Source organism: Desulfobacterales bacterium, assembly GCA_029211065.1.
Taxonomy (GTDB): Bacteria; Desulfobacterota; Desulfobacteria; order Desulfobacterales; family JARGFK01; genus JARGFK01.
Genome location: JARGFK010000083.1, coordinates 1 through 20499, shown reverse-complemented (window position 1 = coordinate 20499; position 20499 = coordinate 1). Strand labels below are relative to the sequence as shown.

Annotated in this window: 21 protein-coding genes and 1 tRNA gene; 7 read left to right on the top strand and 15 right to left on the bottom strand. The window is 51.7% G+C overall.

What is annotated here, in order from left to right; all coding sequences use genetic code 11:
• Positions 1-350: 350 nt before the first annotated feature.
• From P1P89_16430 to kdsA, 15 genes are all read right to left on the bottom strand, one after another.
• A tRNA-Leu gene (locus P1P89_16430) sits at positions 351-436 on the bottom strand.
• Between the two features lie 27 nt (positions 437-463).
• Positions 464-820, bottom strand: coding sequence for a preprotein translocase subunit SecG (secG, locus tag P1P89_16425; GenBank protein ID MDF1593102.1), 357 nt, complete (start codon positions 818-820; stop codon positions 464-466).
• 103 nt (positions 821-923) lie between these two features.
• A complete protein-coding gene (gene tpiA, locus P1P89_16420; protein MDF1593101.1) occupies positions 924-1679 on the bottom strand; it encodes a triose-phosphate isomerase in 756 nt (251 codons plus the stop codon).
• 131 nt (positions 1680-1810) lie between these two features.
• Positions 1811-2815, bottom strand: a complete 1005-nt coding sequence (gene gap / locus P1P89_16415; protein ID MDF1593100.1) for a type I glyceraldehyde-3-phosphate dehydrogenase — start codon at positions 2813-2815, stop codon at positions 1811-1813.
• Positions 2812-3315: a ribosomal protein S18-alanine N-acetyltransferase gene (gene rimI, locus P1P89_16410; GenBank protein ID MDF1593099.1), complete on the bottom strand. Its 504-nt coding sequence runs from the start codon at positions 3313-3315 to the stop codon at positions 2812-2814. Before rimI ends, gap begins: the two co-directional genes overlap by 4 nt.
• The gene (locus P1P89_16405; GenBank protein ID MDF1593098.1) at positions 3284-3697 is read right to left on the bottom strand and encodes a PTS fructose transporter subunit IIA; all 414 of its coding nucleotides are present in this window, start codon (positions 3695-3697) and stop codon (positions 3284-3286) included. The genes rimI and P1P89_16405 overlap by 32 nt, the downstream gene beginning before the upstream one ends.
• Before the next feature lie 103 nt (positions 3698-3800).
• On the bottom strand, positions 3801-4667 hold the full coding sequence (gene rapZ / locus P1P89_16400; GenBank protein ID MDF1593097.1) for an RNase adapter RapZ: 867 nt from the start codon (positions 4665-4667) through the stop codon (positions 3801-3803).
• Positions 4668-4686: 19 nt separating this feature from the next.
• Complete coding sequence (locus tag P1P89_16395; protein MDF1593096.1) at positions 4687-5145, bottom strand: PTS sugar transporter subunit IIA; 459 nt, start codon at positions 5143-5145, stop codon at positions 4687-4689.
• Between the two features lie 15 nt (positions 5146-5160).
• Positions 5161-5694: a ribosome-associated translation inhibitor RaiA gene (gene raiA, locus P1P89_16390; protein ID MDF1593095.1), complete on the bottom strand. Its 534-nt coding sequence runs from the start codon at positions 5692-5694 to the stop codon at positions 5161-5163.
• A gap of 12 nt (positions 5695-5706) precedes the next feature.
• A complete protein-coding gene (rpoN, locus tag P1P89_16385; GenBank protein ID MDF1593094.1) occupies positions 5707-7140 on the bottom strand; it encodes an RNA polymerase factor sigma-54 in 1434 nt (477 codons plus the stop codon).
• A gap of 1 nt (position 7141) precedes the next feature.
• A complete protein-coding gene (gene lptB, locus P1P89_16380; GenBank protein MDF1593093.1) occupies positions 7142-7864 on the bottom strand; it encodes an LPS export ABC transporter ATP-binding protein in 723 nt (240 codons plus the stop codon).
• Between the two features lie 114 nt (positions 7865-7978).
• Entirely contained in the window at positions 7979-8554 is a 576-nt protein-coding gene (gene lptA, locus P1P89_16375) for a lipopolysaccharide transport periplasmic protein LptA (GenBank protein MDF1593092.1), read from the bottom strand.
• Positions 8535-9101, bottom strand: coding sequence for an LPS export ABC transporter periplasmic protein LptC (gene lptC, locus P1P89_16370; GenBank protein MDF1593091.1), 567 nt, complete (start codon positions 9099-9101; stop codon positions 8535-8537). The genes lptA and lptC overlap by 20 nt, the downstream gene beginning before the upstream one ends.
• 7 nt (positions 9102-9108) lie before the next feature.
• Complete coding sequence (locus P1P89_16365) at positions 9109-9639, bottom strand: HAD-IIIA family hydrolase (protein MDF1593090.1); 531 nt, start codon at positions 9637-9639, stop codon at positions 9109-9111.
• 158 nt (positions 9640-9797) lie between these two features.
• The gene (gene kdsA, locus P1P89_16360) at positions 9798-10619 is read right to left on the bottom strand and encodes a 3-deoxy-8-phosphooctulonate synthase (GenBank protein ID MDF1593089.1); all 822 of its coding nucleotides are present in this window, start codon (positions 10617-10619) and stop codon (positions 9798-9800) included.
• Positions 10620-10845: 226 nt separating this feature from the next.
• On the opposite strand from kdsA, the gene P1P89_16355 reads away from it, so the two are divergent.
• The 7 genes from P1P89_16355 to P1P89_16325 all read left to right on the top strand — a co-directional run.
• The gene (locus P1P89_16355; GenBank protein ID MDF1593088.1) at positions 10846-12231 is read left to right on the top strand and encodes a M23 family metallopeptidase; all 1386 of its coding nucleotides are present in this window, start codon (positions 10846-10848) and stop codon (positions 12229-12231) included.
• 6 nt (positions 12232-12237) lie between these two features.
• The gene (locus tag P1P89_16350) at positions 12238-13419 is read left to right on the top strand and encodes a homocysteine biosynthesis protein (GenBank protein MDF1593087.1); all 1182 of its coding nucleotides are present in this window, start codon (positions 12238-12240) and stop codon (positions 13417-13419) included.
• A 13-nt stretch (positions 13420-13432) separates the two neighbouring features.
• Positions 13433-13999, top strand: a complete 567-nt coding sequence (thpR, locus tag P1P89_16345; protein ID MDF1593086.1) for an RNA 2',3'-cyclic phosphodiesterase — start codon at positions 13433-13435, stop codon at positions 13997-13999.
• Between the two features lie 27 nt (positions 14000-14026).
• Entirely contained in the window at positions 14027-15094 is a 1068-nt protein-coding gene (gene recA, locus P1P89_16340) for a recombinase RecA (GenBank protein ID MDF1593085.1), read from the top strand.
• Positions 15095-15292: 198 nt separating this feature from the next.
• Complete coding sequence (alaS, locus tag P1P89_16335; GenBank protein MDF1593084.1) at positions 15293-17923, top strand: alanine--tRNA ligase; 2631 nt, start codon at positions 15293-15295, stop codon at positions 17921-17923.
• 332 nt (positions 17924-18255) lie between these two features.
• Complete coding sequence (locus P1P89_16330) at positions 18256-19605, top strand: short-chain fatty acid transporter (GenBank protein ID MDF1593083.1); 1350 nt, start codon at positions 18256-18258, stop codon at positions 19603-19605.
• 113 nt (positions 19606-19718) lie between these two features.
• On the top strand, positions 19719-20499 hold a 781-nt coding region (locus tag P1P89_16325; GenBank protein MDF1593082.1), incomplete at its 3' end, for an FAD-dependent oxidoreductase.

Here is a 20499-nt window from a genome sequence, read left to right as displayed (position 1 = left end):
GTTAATCTCATTAACAATTTGACAATACCGCCTACGCCTGATAATCTCTTGATTACTCATGATAACCTCCTTTTAGCTTTAAGGTTTGAAGTTGGCTGCCTTTATGCTATCAGGAGGTTATTTATTTACAAGTGCGATAATAAATTTTGTTTTTACTACTCTCTCGGGAGTATATTCTCTCCTCTTCTCAATATATAACATAGGTTCCAAAACAACTTTAATGAACTGGAATGTCTATTTGATTATTGGCATACTCCCGTGGCGCAAACAACCCAACGGATGTACCCATAAGCGGACAAATAAAAAGCGATCCCGCCAAACAATCGGAATCGCTTTTATATGTGTATATTTGGTGCCGAAGGCCGGACTTGAACCGGCACGGGTCTCCCCACTACCCCCTCAAGATAGCGTGTCTACCAAGTTCCACCACTTCGGCACAAGAGTCACAGGCACTTACCTGATGCTATTTCGATTGCGCCGGGGCAGCAGGTTCCGACGTCGCCGGTTCAGTCGGCAGACCGGTTTCCGGTGTGGCCGGGACAGTCTGCTCCACCGGGGGCTTGGTATCCGTCATGATCGAACTTCCGGACCTGTTGCTGGAGCGATAGGCCAGGGTAAAGGAGGTGATCATAAAAATAACCGCCGCCACTGTCGTCAGCTTGCCTAAAAAAGACGATGCACCCGTACTGCCGAAAAGGGTCTGGCTGCCGCCGCCGCCGAAGGCCGCTCCCATGTCCGCACCTTTACCGGTCTGCAACAGCACGATCATGATCAGCGCGATGCACACAATCACATGTAAAACTACTAAAAATATCGACATAAAATAAATCCTCCAGCGGTTCATTGGAAAACCTGTAAAACCGCTGCATTAAGTAAAATCATCCCCGCTCCTTCTATTGGTAAGGTCAGCGGAGGATTTATATCTAATAATGAACAATGGCGCTGAATGTGTCAGCATTCAGGCTGGCGCCGCCCACCAGGGCGCCGTCGACATCCGGCATCCCCATGAGTTCGGCGATATTGTCAGGCTTGACGCTTCCCCCGTACAAAATCCGGATGGAATCAGCCAGCTCCTGACCCAGGCTCTCTTTAAGGAGCGAACGTAAGAATTCATGTACTTTCTGGACCTGGGGACTGGTTGCCGTTTTGCCGGTGCCGATAGCCCATACCGGTTCATAGGCGATGACCAGTTTTCCCAGATCTTTGGCAAAAAAGTTTTTTAACCCGTTTTTAACCTGTTTGTCAAGCACAGAAAATGTCTTTCCGCTGTCGCGCTCCTGTCTGGATTCGCCCACGCAAAAAACCGGCGTCAACGCCCCCTTCAACGCCGCCTGAATCCGCTGGTTGACCGTCTCATCTGTTTCATTAAAGAACTGGCGTCTTTCGGAATGGCCGATGATAACGTACCGGCATCCAGCCGACGTTAGCATGGCGGCCGAGATTTCACCGGTATAGGCCCCCTCTTTTTCCCAAAACAGATTCTGGGCACCCAGAGAAATACGGCTGCCCGTCAGAACTTCGGACACCGGATGGAGCGCCGTATATGGCGGGGCGATCATCACATCCCGGCCGCTGACATCTGCCACTTTTTTTGCCAGGGCGGCAGCGGTATCGACCGCCTCTGAACAGGTTTTAAACATTTTCCAGTTTCCGGCGATAAGGGGGGTGCGGGTGTTCATGTTATTCTCCCTTGTTTAAAAAAAATTCCTGATATCAAGCATCAAACTTCAATAACCCAAACGATTGTTGATTGTTGATTTAAAAAATTGAATCCTTCAATCGCCAATCAACAATCTTCAATCACCAATCCTTATAGCTGTTCAGCAATCATGGCCGCCAGATCGACCATACGGGTGGAATAACCGGTCTCATTGTCATACCAGCTCAGCACCTTGACCATGTTGTCCACCACATAGGTAACGGGGGCATCCACAACGGACGAGTAAGTAGAGCCGTTAAAATCACATGACACCAGGGGCTTGTCGTTAAAACCCAGTATGCCTGCCAGGGCTTTTTGAGAGGCTGTCTTGAGCGCGTCATTGACATCGGTTACGGTGACGCCGGATTTTTCCACCGTGGCGACCAAATCGACAATGGATACATTCGGCGTGGGAACCCTTATGGCAAGCCCGTTCAGTTTTCCGTCCAGCTCCGGCAGGACCAGCGATACCGCCTTTGCAGCCCCCGTCGTGGTGGGGATCATCGACAGAGCGGCCGCCCTGGCCCGCCGCAGATCCCGGTGGGGAAAGTCCAGCAGACGCTGGTCGCCGGTGTAGGAATGAATGGTCGTCATGAGGCCGCAGCGCACCCCGAAGTTTTCCAGCAGCACCTTGGCCACCGGCGCCAGGCAGTTGGTGGTGCAGGATGCATTTGAGATGATATGGTGCTGCCGGGGATCGTATTTATTCGAATTCACACCCATTACGATGGTAATGTCCGGATTCTTGGCCGGTGCGGATATGATGACTTTGCGGGCGCCGGCTTGCAGGTGTCCGGCCGCCTTCTGGGCATCCGTAAACAGCCCGGTGCATTCCGCAGCAATATCAACCCCCAGTTCTTTCCATTTGAGCTGCGCCGGGTCTTTGATGGAAGTGACCACAACCGCCTTGCCATCCACTTCGATGCGGTCCTCCTTGGCTTCAATTTTCTTGTCCAGTTTGCCGTGAACCGAGTCATACGTCAGCAAATGGGCCATCGTAGCGGAATCCGTCAGGTCATTGATGGCAACCACTTCGATGTCGGGATGATTCAACGCAGTCCTGAAAACCAGCCGTCCGATTCTGCCAAAACCGTTAATACCAACCTTTACGCTCATACAACCTCCCTTATTGTTTTGCTCATCACCAGTGCATCTTCACCGGTTTCTGAATAATAATTCGTGCGCTTGCCAATCACACGGAACCCGAGTTTACGATACAGCATTACGGCAGCCGTATTCCCGGGCCGCATTTCAAGATAAGCCACGCTGCCGCCTTTGTGTTCGGCCAGCGCCAGGCTTTTTTCCATTAAAACTGTAGCAATCCCCTGGCAGCGCCACTCAGACGCCACCGCTATTTTTAGGATATGCATTTCATCCGCCGCCAGCCGGAAAAAAATATATGCAACGATACGCTCATGGCCGCCGTAGTCCGTATAGCGAACGGCTAAATTTTCAGCCCCGGGCATTTCCAGTTCACTTAAAAAAGACCCGCGCCCCCAGGGCCGCTGAAAAGAATGACTTTCTATGGGAAGAATGGCGTCGATATCCGGTTCTGTAATCGCAGTGAACACCCCCAGCAAAAGACTAACCCCGCTTGTTGCCCTTGAGGATTCCACTGGCCAGCCGGATGGTTGTCTTGCCGTAAACTTCCAGGCTGTCGGCCAGTTTATTCAAATCCATCTCAATGCGGGTGTTAATCGCCTTGATCAAAATCGGAAGATTGACGCCGGATATGACCTCAACGCGGCCTTCTTCAAGAAATGAATAGCTCAGGTTGGACGGGGTCCCGCCGAACATGTCTGTCAGAATGAGAACACCCGCTTTTTGATCGACTGCTTTCATGCCGTCGATTATTTTTGCCCTGAGCTTATCAACGCTTTCATTCAAATCGATGGAAACCGCCGCAACCGCCGCAGGCTTTTCACCCAGAATGAATTCAGCCGCATCTATCAGCGCGTCTCCGAGCTGGCGATGCGATACGATAACGATACCTATCATAAATACTCTCTTCCCGTCATAAATCCCGTGTTTCAAGTTATGCCTGAATTTTAGACAAGCTGGATGCTTTCAGCTTTTCATGAATTGTCATGCCAAAATCAGGCTATGGGTTGGCAATATCCCGGTGCAAAATTTCAACCTGTTTTCCGGACTCCGCAATATGCTCATATAGCGCTCTGGCAATGACCACCGACCGGTGCCGACCCCCGGTGCAGCCCACAGCAATGGTAATATAGGACTTGCCCTCCTTTTCGTACAGCGGCAGCAAATAGTCAAGCAATTCCAAATATTTCGCCAAAAAAGCACGGGTTTCCGGCCCTTTGGACACGTAATCTCTAACAGCGTCGGTTTCACCATCCAGCGGTTTGAGCGCCGGTACAAAATACGGATTTGCCAGAAAGCGGACATCCACAACCAAATCCGCATCAAGGGGAAGCCCGAACTTAAAGCCGAACGACTGGATATGAATTCGCATCGGCGCCCGTGTTTGGTTCTTGCGCGCAATATCGCGTATCACCGTTTTGAACTCATGAACATTATAGGTAGAGGTGTCGATCACTTTGGCTGCAGCGACCCTCAAATCCTTGAGCTGTTCCCTTTCGGTGCGAATGTCGTCCAGGAGGCTTTTCCCCTGGGACAGGGGGTGATGCCGCCGTGTCTGGCTGAAGCGACGCAAGAGTGTTTCGTCATCCGCCTCCAGAAAAAGGACATCAAAATCATAGCCCAGCTGCCGCAGGTGCTGAAAAACGCCCGGATACCTGGATAAAAAATTTGTTTCCCGCAGGTCCATCACAAAAACAAGGCCGGCAATTTCAGGAGAACGTTTAGTGGGCAGCTCTAAAAACTTGGGCAGCAGCGCCACCGGCATGTTGTCAACGCAGTAATATCCGGCGTCTTCAAATGCAGCCAACGCCTCGCTTTTACCGGATCCGGACAAGCCCGTGATAATGATTATCTTTAAATTTTTCAATTTTCATGCAAAATTCAGGTTAAAACTCGTCATCCTCTTCCTTGATGGCATCAAAAATTTCGTCACGGTCGGCCGCTTTCAGAAGCTTTGCCTTGAACAAATCGTTTTTTAAAATCTTGGAAATCCGAGCCAGCAGCTTTAAATGCAGTCCGGTTGAATTTTCCGGCGTAATCAAAAGGAAAAAAATATGGGTCGGACGACCATCCATGGATTCAAAATCCACACCTTTCCGGCTCAGACCGAAACTCACAATCAGAGACTCCAGACCCCTTAGTTTGCCATGGGGAATGCCGATACCGCCGCCGATACCCGTGCTGCCCAGCCTTTCCCGATCCATGAGAACCCTTACGAGATCCTCTTGATTGACATCGGCTATTCGGGTCACAGGAGAGACCAATTCTTCGATAACCCCTTTTTTATCCCGGGAGGTTAAGTCCGGCAAAATCGCTTCTTTTTGCAATACATCCAAGATCTTCATATGAATTTGACCTTTTTAAACGCTGGGCTGAATCAAACCGTAGTCTCCATCCTTGCGACGATAGAGCACATTGACCTGATTGGTGCGGGCATTGGTGAACACCAGGAAATTATCTGTCACCAGGTTCATCTGCAACACCGCTTCTTCGATGTCCATGGGCTTGTATTCGATATTTTTAATTTTAATCTGCCCTGCCGGACCTTCCTTGGGTGTTGCGATAGCCTCGGCCAGCAGCTCTTTGGCGCTGGTTTTTGAGCCGCCCCTTCGCGCCCTTATCTTCTGTTTGCTTTTTTTAATCTGTTTTTCAAGCTTATCCAGCGCCATATCAATGGCGGAATACATGTCGTTGGTTTCTTCCTTTCCGATCAGGTTCAACCGGTCGCCCATGACGGTTATTTCAGCAATGTGGCGGAACTTTTCAATGGTAAGCACCACGCTGGCCTCTGCCGGGTTGTCGAGAAATTTATCCAATCGATCAAGCTTTTCGCCTGCATAGGATTTCAAATGGTCAGACGGATCAAGGTTCTTAAATGTCACTGATGTCTGCATGCTCATTACTCCTTAATATTGTTTGCGTTTACTGGATGGTAAGACTTTTAACATTTCACGATATTTTGCGACAGTTCGCCGTGCAATGTCAATGTTCTCACCCTTTAAAATGTCTGTTATCTTACTGTCGCTGTATGGTTTACGGGGGTCCTCGCCTTCAATGATCTGCCTGATTTTGTCCTGGACACTGGCCGAAGCGATGGCGTCGCCGTGGACCCGACTAATAGAACTATTAAAAAAATATTTCAATTCAAAAATGCCCTGGGGGGTATAGGCGTATTTATTGGTCGTCACCCTGCTGATGGTGGATTCATGCATGCCGATATCCAGGGCGACGTCCCTGAGGACCATCGGTTTAAGGTGGGCAATCCCCTTTTCGAAAAAATCGCCTTGAAACCGCACGATGCTCTCCATCACCCGGTAAATGGTTTTCTGTCGCTGATGAATACTCCGGATCAGCCAGGTGGCTGACCGCAGTTTGTCCTGGAGATACTCCTTGGCCTGATCCTTAACCTTGCCCTCGCCGCTCATGGCGTTTCTGTAAAAGGAACTGACCCGCAGTTTCGGCATGCCGTCATCGTTGATAACGATGACAAATTCATCATCCATTTTATAAACATAGATATCAGGGGTAATATAATGGGGTTCTTCATCGCTGAATTGCTGGCCGGGTCTCGGCTCCAGCCCCTTGATGACTTCAACGGCTGAAATGACTTCATCGATATTCGCTTTCAGCGCGCTGCAAATGGCCTTGTAATTTTTGTTCTCAAGATGATTGAGGTGCTGCGATATGATATCGCATACGATCGTATCGGAAAGACCCAGATGCTTTGCCTGGATGAGAAGACATTCCTGTAAATCCCTGGCACATACCCCGATGGGGTTAAACGTCTGCATCAGGGTTAAAATCCGGCCGACTTCTTCGGGTGCGGCGCCGCTCTGTCGGACAAGCTCGTCAAACGGCATTTCAAGATACCCGTCCTTATTGAGGTTGCCGATAATCAGGCTGCCGATCTCTTTTTCATCCTTGGATGGAAAAGACATCATCAGCTGCCAGAGCAAGTGTTCGCTCAACGATTCTTTCTGGGCCACGAAAGATTCGAAGCGGGGCGCCTCTTTGGACTCTGTTTCGTAGCTGATTTTGCCGGGAGCATTGTATTCATCGATAAAATTGCTCCAGTCAATATCTTCGATAATTTTTTCCTCGATCGTCACTTCTCGTTCGGGCGATTCAATTTCCGGAGGGTTTTCAGCTTCCTCCGAGGATTGATCCTCGGGCGTTCCCTCGCTGATCTCTTCAAGGGCCGGGTTTTCCTCCAACTCCTGGTGGATGGTTTCCACCAGCTCAAGCCGTGACAACTGCAGCAGCTTAATGGCCATTTGCAGCTGGGGTGTCATGATCAGCTGCTGGGATAATTTGAGTTGTTGTCGAAGTTCAAACGCCATATCACAACCTGAATTCGTCGCCCAAATAGATTCGCCGGGCAATTTCGCTGGCGGCGATTTTTTCCGGTGGACCGGACTCAATGACCCGTCCGTCGCTCAAAATGTAGGCCGAATCACAAACCCCCAGGGTTTCCCTGACATTGTGGTCGGATATCAGAATCCCGATGCCGCGTTTCTTGAGCTGCTTGATGATGATGCGGATGTCGTTCACAGCCAGTGGATCAATGCCGGCAAAGGGCTCGTCCAGCAGAATAAAAGACGGGTCCGTGGCCAGGGAACGTGAGATTTCCAAGCGCCGCCGTTCACCGCCGGACAAAACGCCGGCCCTTTGATCGGCCAGATGCCGGATCCCCAGCTCCGTCAAGAGCCGACCGGCCCGCTCTTTTTGTTCCGCCCTGGAAATGGAAAGAATCTCCAGGATCGCCATGATGTTCTGTTCAACCGTCAATTTCCGGAAGACAGACGCCTCTTGGGGCAAATATCCGACCCCCTTCTGCGCCCGCAGATACATCGGACAATCCGTGATGTTCTCGTCGTTTAAAAATACGTGACCGCCGTCCGGCTTTACCATACCGACGGTCATATAAAAAGTCGTGGTTTTGCCCGCACCGTTGGGCCCCAACAGCCCGACAACGTCGCCACTGGCAATATTCAGGCTGACGGAATCGACGACCTGCCGGCCCCGGTAACGCTTCATTAGATTTTCAAGTGTCAATTTTGCCATCATATAACCTAAAGTTTCAGGCTGATCAGCAGCCGGGACAAATCTGAAATTCGAATATCTAAACCCAAAACCACAAATACATCCAAAAGCGAAGGTTCACTATTTTTCAGCAGGTCAGCGAATGCCGCCGCCACCGGAGTGAAAGACGGCTTCCACGCGGGAATTGCGGCCGCTTTCAACCGTAATCCGGCCATCGGCCCGGTTGTAAGTAATCTTTTCACCCGTGATGGAATCGGTCCCGCTGGTTATTTTCGATTGGGGTCCGGATAATACCATGATCTTCGACTCGGTATTATAAACGGCCTCCTGAGCCGTCGCAACTCTGTTGTCAAAAGAAATCTTTACGTTTCCGGTTGCAACGATCCTTTTAATGGCGTCTTCACCGGCAGGAGAATTCTTTGACTCCGCCGCTCTTTCCGTATAAAATATTTTAAGCCGGTCGGATGTAATCACCGTATCCCCCTGGGTCGCCCGTACATTCCCGACAAATTCAGCAAAACGGGCTTCACTGTTGGTCGTCAGCAAATCGGCGACAACGTGTATTTTCTCCTTTTGATCGGCCGTATCCGGGATTGGGGCGGAATTCTGCGCTGATTCCCCTTGGTTTGCCAAATAAATTGTCAGCACCAGCGCCGCAGTACCCGCCATCAGCAGCCTGAAAATAAATCGTTTACAAGGAAATATGGTCACGAATCGTCCCCCGGACATTACCCCTGAACTGGGTTTTTTTGGAATCCAACTCAAAGGACATTGCATCGGCCGCCAGATCAAAAGCCTCGGCGGTAATTTTGACCGGCCGGCTGGCATGGATCATACGCCGGCTGTGTTCGTATTGAATACTTTCGGTATCGAGTCGGTAGCCTTCTCTTTTTACCACAACATTGCCCGAAGCTTCAATATCATTTGAATCTATTTTTAATATGCCCTCATCCGCGGTTACAAATACCGGCGGCCCATTTTTGGGATAAAATGTCACTGACAGGTCCTTTAATATGGCCTGTTTTTTGTTGTCGACAAATTGGGCCGAACCCGCATCCAGGCTCCACTCCTTTATTCCGTCCCGGGTTGCCGACTGTCGCAGACGTTTCATGGACAAAGTGACGCCGGTGTCATCGGGTAAAAAAGACGTATCCACTTTGTCGAGAACCTTGCGATAATCTACAAACACCGATACCACAACACCCGCAACTATCAGTATCAAGAGGATCAGGATTATTTTTGTTTTCCGAATCTGCATCCCATCGCTACATAAATTCTTTTAATATAGACTCCCAATGGCCCTGGCTTTTTAAAAGCGCTTCACAAATTTCCCTGACGGCGCCGGCCCCGCCGGGAGCGGATGTAATCAGATCGGCATGGGCCTTGACGACTTCATGGGCATCGGCCACCGCGACAGACAGCCCGATTTTTTGCATCAGCGGCAAATCCACCAGATCATCGCCGACAAACGCAATGTTTTCAGCCTGAACCGCCGTCTGGGCCACGATCCGGTCCAGCAGGGCCGCCTTGTCGCTGACACCGGCGTATATCAACCCAATCCCCAGGTTCCGACAGCGGTTCATGAGGGCCTCCGATTGCCGGCCCGTGACCACGCCGACGTTAATTCCGGCCCGCATCGCCAGCCGGATCCCCAGGCCGTCTCTAACGTGAAACCGCTTGATCTCCTGGTCTTGGGCGACATAGATGATACTGCCGTCGGTCATGACACCGTCCACGTCCAGCAACAGCAGCCGGATCCGTTTAAGTTTGTCCAAGTGTTGTTGCCAGTGCTGCATGTTTCAACATTTCCTTGATAACCGAAATCGATCTTGAATCGTTTGTAAATGCACGTGGTCCGTGGACGCAACAGACAACGGACAACCTGCAACGGACATCAGGATCTTCTGCGTACAAAATTTAAAGAACCCGGCAAACCCGATGAACCTATTCAACCTCAACTGTCCAACGCCGCCCGGATCGACTGAAGCTGCGTCAGCAGGAGCTCAAGGGTGTCCAGCTTCAGGGAATTGGGTCCGTCGCAGAGCGCCCGCTCCGGATCGCTGTGGACTTCTAAAAATACGCCGTCAGCGCCGGCGGCAACCGCAGCCCTGGCAAGCAGCGGTGCAAACTCCCGCTGTCCGCCGGAGGAGGTCCCTGCCCCGCCCGGCAGCTGAACGCTGTGGGTGGCGTCGAAAATGACCGGCCAGCCGGTGTCCTGAATAATCTTGATGCCGCGAAAATCAACCACCAGATTGTTATACCCGAACATGGCCCCCCGTTCGGTAATCAGCAGCTGCGTATTGCCCGTCGAAGTCGCCTTTTCCGCCACATTGATAATGTCCCAGGGGGCTAGAAACTGACCCTTTTTGATATTAATCGGCTTTCCTGTTTTGGCAATTTCCAGAATAAAATCCGTCTGGCGGCACAAAAAAGCCGGCACCTGGAGGATGTCCAGCACCTTTGCGGCCGGTCCAATTTCATCAATGGTGTGGACATCGGAAAGCACCTTTACGCCCAGCTCTGCCTTGATTTGCGCCAGTATTTCCAGCCCCCGATTTAAACCGGGCCCTCGGTAGGAATTGAGGGATGTCCGATTGGCCTTGTCGTAAGACGCCTTGAATATAAAGGGAAAGTTTAACTTCCGGGCCAGGTCCTTGAGGGCGGACGCAATGGTTAAGGTGGTTTCAGGGTCTTCAATCACACAGGGGCCCGCAATCAGGGCCAGGGGCGCGCCCGCGCCGATGATAATATCGTCAATCTGTACTACTTTCTTCATTTCATACCCTTGCTGATCATAGTAAACATAAAAATAGAAGCCCGTCTTACGAAGCCAGGCGCCGGGTCAACCGCTGCTTAACAGACTGTTTCTGAAAGAAAATTTTCATCAGTTCTATCGTGCGGCTGTTGAAAAGTCAAGAAACGAAAAACAAACCTTGATTACAGGCGGTTTAGCTGTTATTAGTCACATTTATTTTAAATCCATCATAATGGAGTATAATATATTGAAACTTAAAGATATAAAATTTAGAACGTGGCTGATTGCTTTGGGCGCTTTCATTATTGCAGCACCCCTTGTGTGGATGATGCTGGCCCGCTTGGAAGGCACAAATCCGGCGGTTGTTCTGGAGCCGGGATACTTGTCGCTGGGCCCATCCCAGGAAATCGCCATTACGGCAACGGACGCTAAAACCGGCTTGCGAAAAGCCTGGGTCGGCCTGCTGAAAGACGGTAAAGAAACCGTCCTGTTTCAAAAAGAGTATCCTTCACCCGGCATTACCGGAAGCGGTCGTGTGGTGCAGGACACCTTCAGCGTCCGGATCGAGCCGAAAAAGCTGGGAATCACCGACGGCAAGGCGGTTTTGCGGTTGGCCCTGTGGGACAATTCCTGGCGCGGCTGGATGCAGGGGAATAAAGCGTACGTTGAAAAGGACGTCAGCATTGATACGGTACCGCCCAGAATACGGGTCTTGACCCGCTTTCACAATATTTCCCAGGGCGGCGCCGGCCTGGTAATATACAGCTTGACGGAGCCCTGCCCGCGCAACGGTGTTTATATCGGTGATAATTTTTTCGCCGGATATCCCGGCAACTTTAACGACAAAAGAATCCATATGGCTTATTTCGCCCTGAACTATTCCCAGGGGCCGGAGACCGAATTTTATATCACTGCTGCCGACGCTGCCGGCAACAGTGCCCGGTCGGGATTTCCGCATTATGTCCGCAAACGATCCTTTAAAAAGGACGTCATCGCGCTTTCGGACAGCTTCCTGAGCTGGAAGATGCCGGAGTTTGATGTGCCGGGCGCACAAAACGCCGAACTGTCTCTTTCTGAAAAGTTCCTGAAAGTCAACCGGGATCTGCGCCAGTCCAGCTATCAGGAGCTCATTAAAGCGACCGGGACAACCGAACCGAATCTGTTGTGGACGGGAGATTTTCTGAGGCTGCCGAACTCGGCCCGGCAGGCGGGGTTTGCCGATCACCGCGCGTACAATTACAACGGCCGAACCATTGACCGCCAGGTGCACCTTGGCGTCGACCTGGCCTCCACGGCCCACTCCCCTGTTCCGGCAGCCAACAGCGGCAAGGTTGCCTTTGTGGGCGACATCGGCATCTACGGCAGGACCGTTGTCATCGATCACGGCTTCGGGCTGTTCAGCATGTACTCCCATCTGAGCGGTGCGGATGTGCAAAGCGGTGAAACGGTCGAAAATGGAAAAATTATCGGAAACACCGGGGTGACGGGACTTGCCGGCGGCGATCACCTCCATTTCGGCATGATGATCCAGCATGCCTTTGTCGACCCGATTGAATGGTGGGATGCCGCCTGGATCAAAAACAACATTACCGATAAAATCAGTTCGGTAAAATCAACCCTCGGTGTGGAGTAGCCCGGAATGAAAAAAAATAAAATCAACAAAACCTATCAGGAAATCAACGCCAAGATTAAATCCGGCAAGGTGGTGGTCGTAACAGCCGAAGAGATCATCGGCATTGTCAGGGAACACGGCGCCATCGAAGCCGCCAGACAGGTGGACGTGGTCACCACCGGCACATTTGCACCGATGTGCTCATCCGGCGCGTTTATCAACTTCGGCCATAGCGTTCCCACCCTCAAAGCCTCCAAGGTCTGGCTCAATAACGTCCCGGCCTATGCCGGCCTGGCAGCCGTTGATTGCTATATCGGCGCCACCGAACCCTGTGAAGACGACCCCTTGAACAAGGTTTATCCCGGAGATTTTAACTATGGCGGCGGCCATGTCATCCAGGACCTGCTGGAAGCTAAGAAAGTGTATTTAAAGGCCAGCGCCTACGGAACGTCGTGCTACCCGAACCGCATGACTGAAAAAGAAATTTCCCTGGCCAAGCTGCCCAATGCGATCCTGTGCAATCCCAGAAACGGCTATCAGAACTATAATTGCGCCATCAATTTTACCCAAAAAACCATCTATACGTATATGGGGGTTTTGAAACCCAAAGGCGCCAATGCCAACTATTGCTCGGCGGGTCAGCTCAGTCCGCTCCTGAACGATCCCTTTTACAAAACCATCGGACTCGGCACCCGAATCTTCCTGGGGGGCGCTGCCGGTTATGTCACCTGGCACGGCACCCAGCACAAGCCGGCCGTTAAACGGACGAAAAAAGGCGTACCGCTTTCACCGGCCGGAACCCTCTGGGTTATGGGCGATCTGAAGAATATGAGCGCCGAGTGGTTAAAAGGGGTCAGCATTCAGGGCTACGGCTGTTCCCTGGCCGTGGGGATGGGAATTCCGATCCCCATCCTGAACGAAGAAATCGTTAAATACACGGCCGTATCGGACGAAGACATCTTCACCCAGGTCATTGATTACGGCAACGACTACCCCATGGGTGTCGGCAAAAGCTATGGCCGGGTGAGTTATGCCGAGTTGAAAAGCGGCGTCATCACGGTCAAGGGAGAAAAAGTGCCGACGGTGCCGCTCTCCAGCGTGGTCAAGGCCCGTGAAATTGCCGCAATCTTGAAAGACTGGATTCAAAAAGGTAATTTTACCCTGGGCGAACCCCAGTTCACCCTGCCCGGTTCCGAAAATCCGGTTTAAGAGCGGCGCGCCCATGCGAACGTTTATTGCAATTGAACTGCCGCAACATATTATTGCTGGGCTGGGGAATGTTCAAAAAACGTTAAAGTCCGCTAAACTGAAGATCCGGTGGGTGCAGCCGGAGAATATTCATCTGACGCTGAAGTTTCTGGGGGACATCAATCCTGAAGCAATTGACCCCATCAACCGGACCCTGTCCGAATCGGCCCGGGGTTATGATCCGATATCCCTGTCGGCCAAGGGCGGCGGCGCCTTTCCGGGAATAAAAAATCCGCGGGTGATCTGGGTGGGTCTCGCCGGCCAGGTTTCCCGGCTCAAAGCGCTGCAAGGGACACTGGCGGAAAATTTAACAGCGCTGGGTTATGAGAAAGAAGAACGGACCTTTAAAGGTCATTTAACACTGGGTCGAATAAAGGGGGCCGTCGATCCGATTAAACTGAATGCCGCCCTGAACGAGGTAATGTCATTTGAAACAGAACCGTTTTTAGTGGACCGGATATTTTTGTTTCAGAGCGATCTGAAACCCACCGGTCCCGTTTATACGAAAATAGCGAGCGCCGCTCTGGCGCCTTCGCTTTAACCGCATACAACCAGTTAGGAGGACAACATGGGCACAACGCCGGACAAAGAAAAAGCCGTACAAACCGCCATGGGCCAAATCGAACGCCAGTTCGGCAAAGGTTCCATCATGAAACTGGGCAGTCGGCCGGTAATCGATGTTCCCGTCATATCGACCGGGTCCCTTGCACTGGACAAGGCCCTGGGCGTCGGCGGGCTTCCCCGGGGAAGGGTGATTGAAATTTTCGGACCGGAATCATCCGGCAAAACAACGCTGGCGCTGCATGCGGTTGCCGAAGCCCAGCGACAAGGCGGCATTGCCGCATTCATTGATGCCGAACACGCCCTGGATACGGTATATGCCAAAAAATTGGGGGTTAACTGCGATGAACTTCTGGTGGCCCAACCCGACACCGGCGAACAGGCCCTTGAGATTACCGACATGCTGGTGCGCAGCGGCGCCATCGACATCCTGGTGATTGACTCGGTGGCCGCTCTGGTGCCGCGCGCGGAAATCGAAGGCGAAATGGGCGACGCCCATATGGGGCTGCAAGCCCGGCTGATGTCCCAGGCGCTGCGCAAGCTCACCGGAACCATCGGCAAAACCATGACATCGGTCATTTTTATCAACCAGATCCGCATGAAGATCGGCGTGGTATTCGGCAATCCGGAAACGACCACCGGCGGCAATGCCCTCAAGTTTTATTCTTCAGTCCGCATCGATATCCGGCGGATCGGCGCCATCAAGGAAGGCCAGGATACGGTCGGAAACCGGACCCGGGCACGGGTGGTTAAAAATAAAATGGCCCCGCCCTTTAAAGAAGCTGAGTTTGATATCATGTACGGAGAGGGAATTTCGCGCACCGGCGACCTCCTGGACCTGGCGGTTGAGGCCGGTTTCGTCGATAAAAGCGGCGCCTGGTATTCCTATGAAGGTGAGCGTTTGGGCCAGGGCCGTGAAAACGCCAAACAATCCATCAAAGATAACAACACCGTCTTTGACGCCATCTTTCGCAAGGTTAAAGAGTCCATGGGACTTATAAAGCCGGCCCCACAGGAGAAAACGGCAAAAGAAGATGCTGCTGCGGCCGAACCTTCGGCCAAAAGTAAAGTATAGTCGGATTGGCAAATAAGGATTGATTGATGATTGGTGATTGGTGATTGGCGATTGGCGATTGATGATTAAAGGATTTATTTTTTTCAATCAACAATCAACAATCATAAATCAACAATCATAAATCCTAAGGAAATATACCCGTAAAGGTTTTATTTTGACTTCACCCGTAGGTGTTTTCTTAAAGTAATGGAGAAATAGATGACCGGTAACGAAGCCCGCACACTTTTTCTGGAATATTTCAAAAAGCACGATCATCAGATTGTCAGAAGCTCTTCACTCGTCCCGGCCGATGACCCCACCCTGCTGTTTTCCAATGCCGGCATGGTCCAATTCAAACGCACGTTCCTGGGCGAGGAAGTTCGCAGCTATAACCGCGCAACAACCTCCCAGAAATGCGTCCGGGCCGGCGGCAAGCACAATGATCTGGAAAACGTCGGTTATACCGCCCGGCACCATACCTTTTTTGAAATGCTGGGAAATTTTTCTTTTGGCGACTATTTCAAAGAAAAAGCCATTGAACTGGCCTGGGACCTGCTGACCAACGGCTACCGGCTGCCTTCGGACAAATTGTGGATCTCAGTTTATCTTGATGACGATGAGGCCTACGGCATCTGGCAAAAGAATATCGGCGTCCCCGACGACCGGATCGTCCGGTTCGGCGAAAAAGACAATTTCTGGTCCATGGGGGACACCGGACCCTGCGGTCCCTGCAGTGAAATAATGATCGATCGCGGCGAAGCCTACGGCTGCGGCCGGCCGGACTGCCGGGTCGGCTGCGAGTGCGACCGTTACCTGGAGATCTGGAACCTGGTATTCATGCAGTACAACCGCGACGAAAGCGGCCGGATGACCCCTTTGCCGAAACCCAGTATTGATACCGGCATGGGCCTGGAGCGGATTGCATCCGTGATTCAGAATGTCCCCACAAATTACGACACAGACCTGCTCCTGCCCATCATCCGCATGGCGGAAAACCTCTCACAAAAGCACTTTGGTGAATCCGGGCCGTCCGACATCGCCATGAAGGTGATCGCCGATCACAGCCGCTCAACGGCTTTTTTGATCGGAGACGGCGTGCTCCCCGCCAACGAAGGGCGGGGGTATGTACTGAGACGCATCATGCGCCGCGCCATCCGCTATGGCCGCAATATCGGGCTGACCCGACCGTTTTTGCACCGGACTGTTGAAAAGGTTTTCGACATCATGAAGCCGGCCTATCCCGAACTCTCGGAAGCCGCCGCCTTTATCACCAACGTCATAAAGAACGAGGAAATCCGTTTTCTGGAAACCCTTGACAACGGTCTCAAGCTGCTCAACGAAACCCTGGTTGAGATGAAATCCCAGGGCCGCACGGAAGTGCCGGGGCAGGTATTGTTTAAACTCTACGACACTTTCGGCTTTCCGGTTGACATCGTCCGGGACGTGATTCGGGATAGAGAGTGGTCCATGGATATGGAGGGATTTAACAGCGCCATGCAGAAGCAGCGGGAACAGTCCCGATCAATAGCCACCTTTGCCAAAGTCATTGACGCCTATAAAAATCTCTCCGCCGGCGGATTTAAACCGGAATTCGTCGGATATGATACCCTGTCCTGTCAGGCCAAGGTCATGGTCATGGTAAAGGACGGCAGCGATGTATCCCAAGCCCAAACAGGCGAACCGGTGGAAATTGTAACCGACCGGACCCCTTTTTATGGAGAAGCCGGCGGCCAGGCCGGCGACAGGGGGGCACTGGCCGGTCACACCGGCAAAATGGAAATCACCACCACCATTAAAGACCCCAACGGTTTGATCATCCACCGGGGAAAGGTCGTTTCCGGCCACATTCAAAAGGGCGACAGCGTCACGCTTTCGGTTGATGAAAACACCCGTAAAGCCACGGCCCTGAACCATACCGCCACCCATATCCTGCACGCAGTCTTGCGGGAAGTCTTGGGGGATCATGTCAAACAGGCCGGTTCGCTGGTTGCACCGGATCGACTGCGTTTTGATTTTACCCATTTCGCCCAGGTGGACGCAGCGACCCTGAACAGCATCGAAACCCAGGTCAATGCACACATTCGCCGAAACGTCTCCACCCACACCGAAGAAATGGACGCCGAAAAAGCGTTCAAGAGCAATGCCACCGCGCTGTTTGAAGAAAAATACGGCGACCGTGTCCGGGTCATCTCCCTGGCTGATTTCAGCAAGGAGCTATGCGGCGGCACTCACACCGGCCGCACCGGCGATATCGGTTTTTTTAAAATCATCGCGGAATCGAGCGTGGCTTCAGGGGTTCGCCGCATTGAGGCCGTCACCAGCGATGCGGCTGTTTCCTTCGTCCAGCAGACCGCCGGTCTGCTCCAGGATGCAGCCCGTCTGGTGCGGGAAAAGCCGGAAAGCGTACCCCAGCGCATCGATAAAATTATTTCCGACCATAAAGCCCTTGAAAAAAAACTGGTGGATCTTCAGGGAAAAATCGCTTCCGGATCGGCCGCACCGGCCAATTCCATCGAAACAAAAACCGTCAAGGGGGTATCCCTGCTGGTTCAAAAGGTAGCGGTGGACTCTCCGGCGGCCCTGCGCAACATGGCCGATCAATTTAAAGACAAACTGCAGTCCGGCATCATCGTCCTCGGCAGTGTCAGCGATAGCAAGGTCATGCTCATCGCGGTGGTGACAAAGGATCTGACGGACCGATTCCATGCCGGCAATATCGTCAAAGCGGCCGCTGCCGTAGTGGGCGGCAGCGGCGGCGGCCGGCCCGACATGGCCCAGGCCGGCGGCACCAAGCCGGAATTGCTGGACCAGGCCCTTGACAGCGTGGTTTCTCTTATAGAAAAATCTTGAAGTATTGATGTTCATCATATGGATTGATCGTAATAATGAATGGAAATTCTTGAACATCCAGCATGTTTTTTTTCAATCTTGACCTTTCCGCTTTTTTATTTCTATACTCAAATCTATACGCAGTCCGCCCTTTGATCATAAAGCAGATTTCAAAATTATCTTCCGTTTGAAACGAAATTGTCCGGCGGTGTAACGAAACGTTAATTTGACAACCGCTATAACCCTACAACTGTGTTCTAAATTTTAAGGAGGTGATGCCCAAATCTAAAGATCCTATGGTCTTTGTTCTTTATGAGTTAAACCGAGTTATTTTGAGAAAAAGGAGGACAATCATGATTAGAGCAATGGGAAGTGTTTTTGATCGCTGGGCGCGCCGGTGGATGCCGGACCCCATGTTGTTCGCAATCCTGCTGACATTCCTGACCTACATCCTGGGTTTGATTCTGACTGAAAGCGGACCGTTTGACATGATTAAACACTGGTATGACGGGTTCTGGACATTGCTGAGCTTCGGTATGCAGATGTGCCTGATTCTGGTAACCGGCCATGCCCTGGCAACATCACAAATCGTCAGGGGCTGGATTGAAAAAATTGCCGGAATACCGGACAAGCAAACCAGCGCCATTTTTCTGGTAACGTTTGTGGCAGCCATCGCGTCCTGGATCAACTGGGGACTGGGGATCATCGTGGGCGCCCTGGTAGCCCGCGAGGTGGGCCGCAGCGCGCACTTGAGAAACATCCCCATGCATTACCCCCTGCTGGGTGCGGCCGGCTATGCCGGTTTTTTGACCTGGCACGGCGGCCTCTCGGCATCGGCGCCGCTGCTGGTGGCCACTGAAAAGCATTTTCTGGTGGATCAGATCGGCATTATTCCCACCAGCCAGACCCTTTTCAGTCCTTTGAACATCTTCATCACCCTTGCCCTGATTATTTTCATACCGATTACCTGCATGCTGATGGCGCCCAAAAAAGAGGAGGACATCGTTGAAATAAAGCATGTCGATATCACTCTGGTGGAAAAAGAAATCACCGAAGAATTACCGGAGCAGGATATGGTCCCCGCCGACTGGTTTGAAAACAGCAAGGTCATCTCCGCCATCATCGGCATTATGGGAATGGTTTACGTATTCTGGTATTTCGGCACAAAGGGGTTCCAGCTGAACCTCGACATCGTCAATTTTACCTTCCTGTTTTTGGGAATCCTTTTCCAGCGAACCCCGCTGAACTACATCCGCGCCGTCAGTAAAGGCGCCCGTTCTTGCGCCGGGATTATTGTTCAGTTTCCGTTCTATGCCGGCATCATGGGCATGATGAAATTCTCGGGCCTGGTAGCCATTATGGCAGGCTGGTTTGTGGCCATTTCGAATCCAACGACCTTTCCCGTATTTACCTTTATCAGCGCCGGATTTGTGAATATGTTCGTGCCGTCCGGCGGCGGCCAATGGGCTGTTCAGGGCCCCATCATGGTCAAGGCCGCCCAGGCCCTTGACATCTCCATCAACAAAATCATTATGGCAGTAGCTTACGGGGACGAGTGGACCAACATGCTGCAACCTTTCTGGGCCCTGGCCCTGCTGGGCATTACCGGCTTAAAGGCCCGCGAAATAGTGGGATACACCATGGTGGCACTGGTGGTCAGTGCCGTGATATTTATCCTGGGGCTGCTGTTCCTGCCGGCCTGATGAATTTCAACATCCGAAAAGGTTGCCCGGACCGGCAAAGTGCGGGCAACCTTTTTTAGACTGAATTTATGAAATGGGCAAAAAGTGTCTGCCCTGACAAGGAGTTTGGTTCTATGTCTAATAATCCTGAAGCATTTGATCTCTCTATTCTGGGATGCGGACCCGGCGGGCTTGCTGCCGCTGTCCGGGCGCTTGATTTAGGCAAAAAGGTCTGTCTGATCGAACGCGGACAAATTGGCGGGGCAGGCGTGATGTGGGGGGCACTGGCATCGAAAACTTTTTGGGAGCTTTCCAAAGATTATGCCATTGCCGCCAAAAAGGACCGGGGATACCAGGCTGCCGGACTTAAGGTAGACTTCAGCAAGGTCCGGGCAACCGTCCTCGAAGCCGTTAAGGAAAAACAAACCCAGATGCAATCCCAGGTCGATGTCTTTTCCCCCGGACGCTGGCAGGGGCCGGGCGCATTGATTTATAAAGAAGGCAGCGGATCGTTTGTTGCACAAAACCGTCTGCTGATCCATTTCCCGGACAATAAAAAAGAAGAAATTATCACTGAGAATGTTCTGATTGCAACCGGCTCCTCTCCCCGAAAGATTCCCGGGATAGACATCGATCAGGAGCGTATTTTTGATTCCGACGGCATCTTGAAGCTGAAAAAATTTCCAAAGAAATTGATGATCATCGGCGCCGGAATAGTCGGCTGCGAGTATGCCACGATCTTTTCCAATTTCAAGCAGACAAAAGTATATCTTGTCGATCACATGGAGCGCATTATCCCATATGAAGACGCCGATATCAGCAATTTCGTCAGCAGCAACCTAGTGTCACGTCAACCTTGTAATGTCGTAAAAAATGTGGTAAGTATGCTTCATAATCAACCCGGGAGGATTGGAT

Bases quoted from the DNA above. Each gene is read 5' to 3' on its own strand.
- P1P89_16405 (MDF1593098.1), bottom strand. From the start codon at position 3,697: ATGATAGGTATCGTTATCGTATCGCATCGCCAGCTCGGAGACGCGCTG.
- rpoN (MDF1593094.1), bottom strand. From the start codon at position 7,140: ATGGCGTTTGAACTTCGACAACAACTCAAATTATCCCAGCAGCTGATC.
- kdsA (MDF1593089.1), bottom strand. From the start codon at position 10,619: ATGAAGAAAGTAGTACAGATTGACGATATTATCATCGGCGCGGGCGCG.
- secG (MDF1593102.1), bottom strand. From the start codon at position 820: ATGTCGATATTTTTAGTAGTTTTACATGTGATTGTGTGCATCGCGCTG.
- alaS (MDF1593084.1), top strand. From the start codon at position 15,293: ATGACCGGTAACGAAGCCCGCACACTTTTTCTGGAATATTTCAAAAAG.
- recA (MDF1593085.1), top strand. From the start codon at position 14,027: ATGGGCACAACGCCGGACAAAGAAAAAGCCGTACAAACCGCCATGGGC.
- thpR (MDF1593086.1), top strand. From the start codon at position 13,433: ATGCGAACGTTTATTGCAATTGAACTGCCGCAACATATTATTGCTGGG.
- P1P89_16365 (MDF1593090.1), bottom strand. From the start codon at position 9,639: ATGCAGCACTGGCAACAACACTTGGACAAACTTAAACGGATCCGGCTG.
- raiA (MDF1593095.1), bottom strand. From the start codon at position 5,694: ATGCAGACATCAGTGACATTTAAGAACCTTGATCCGTCTGACCATTTG.
- lptC (MDF1593091.1), bottom strand. From the start codon at position 9,101: ATGCAGATTCGGAAAACAAAAATAATCCTGATCCTCTTGATACTGATA.
- tpiA (MDF1593101.1), bottom strand. From the start codon at position 1,679: ATGAACACCCGCACCCCCCTTATCGCCGGAAACTGGAAAATGTTTAAA.
- P1P89_16395 (MDF1593096.1), bottom strand. From the start codon at position 5,145: ATGAAGATCTTGGATGTATTGCAAAAAGAAGCGATTTTGCCGGACTTA.
- gap (MDF1593100.1), bottom strand. From the start codon at position 2,815: ATGAGCGTAAAGGTTGGTATTAACGGTTTTGGCAGAATCGGACGGCTG.
- lptB (MDF1593093.1), bottom strand. From the start codon at position 7,864: ATGGCAAAATTGACACTTGAAAATCTAATGAAGCGTTACCGGGGCCGG.
- P1P89_16330 (MDF1593083.1), top strand. From the start codon at position 18,256: ATGATTAGAGCAATGGGAAGTGTTTTTGATCGCTGGGCGCGCCGGTGG.
- P1P89_16350 (MDF1593087.1), top strand. From the start codon at position 12,238: ATGAAAAAAAATAAAATCAACAAAACCTATCAGGAAATCAACGCCAAG.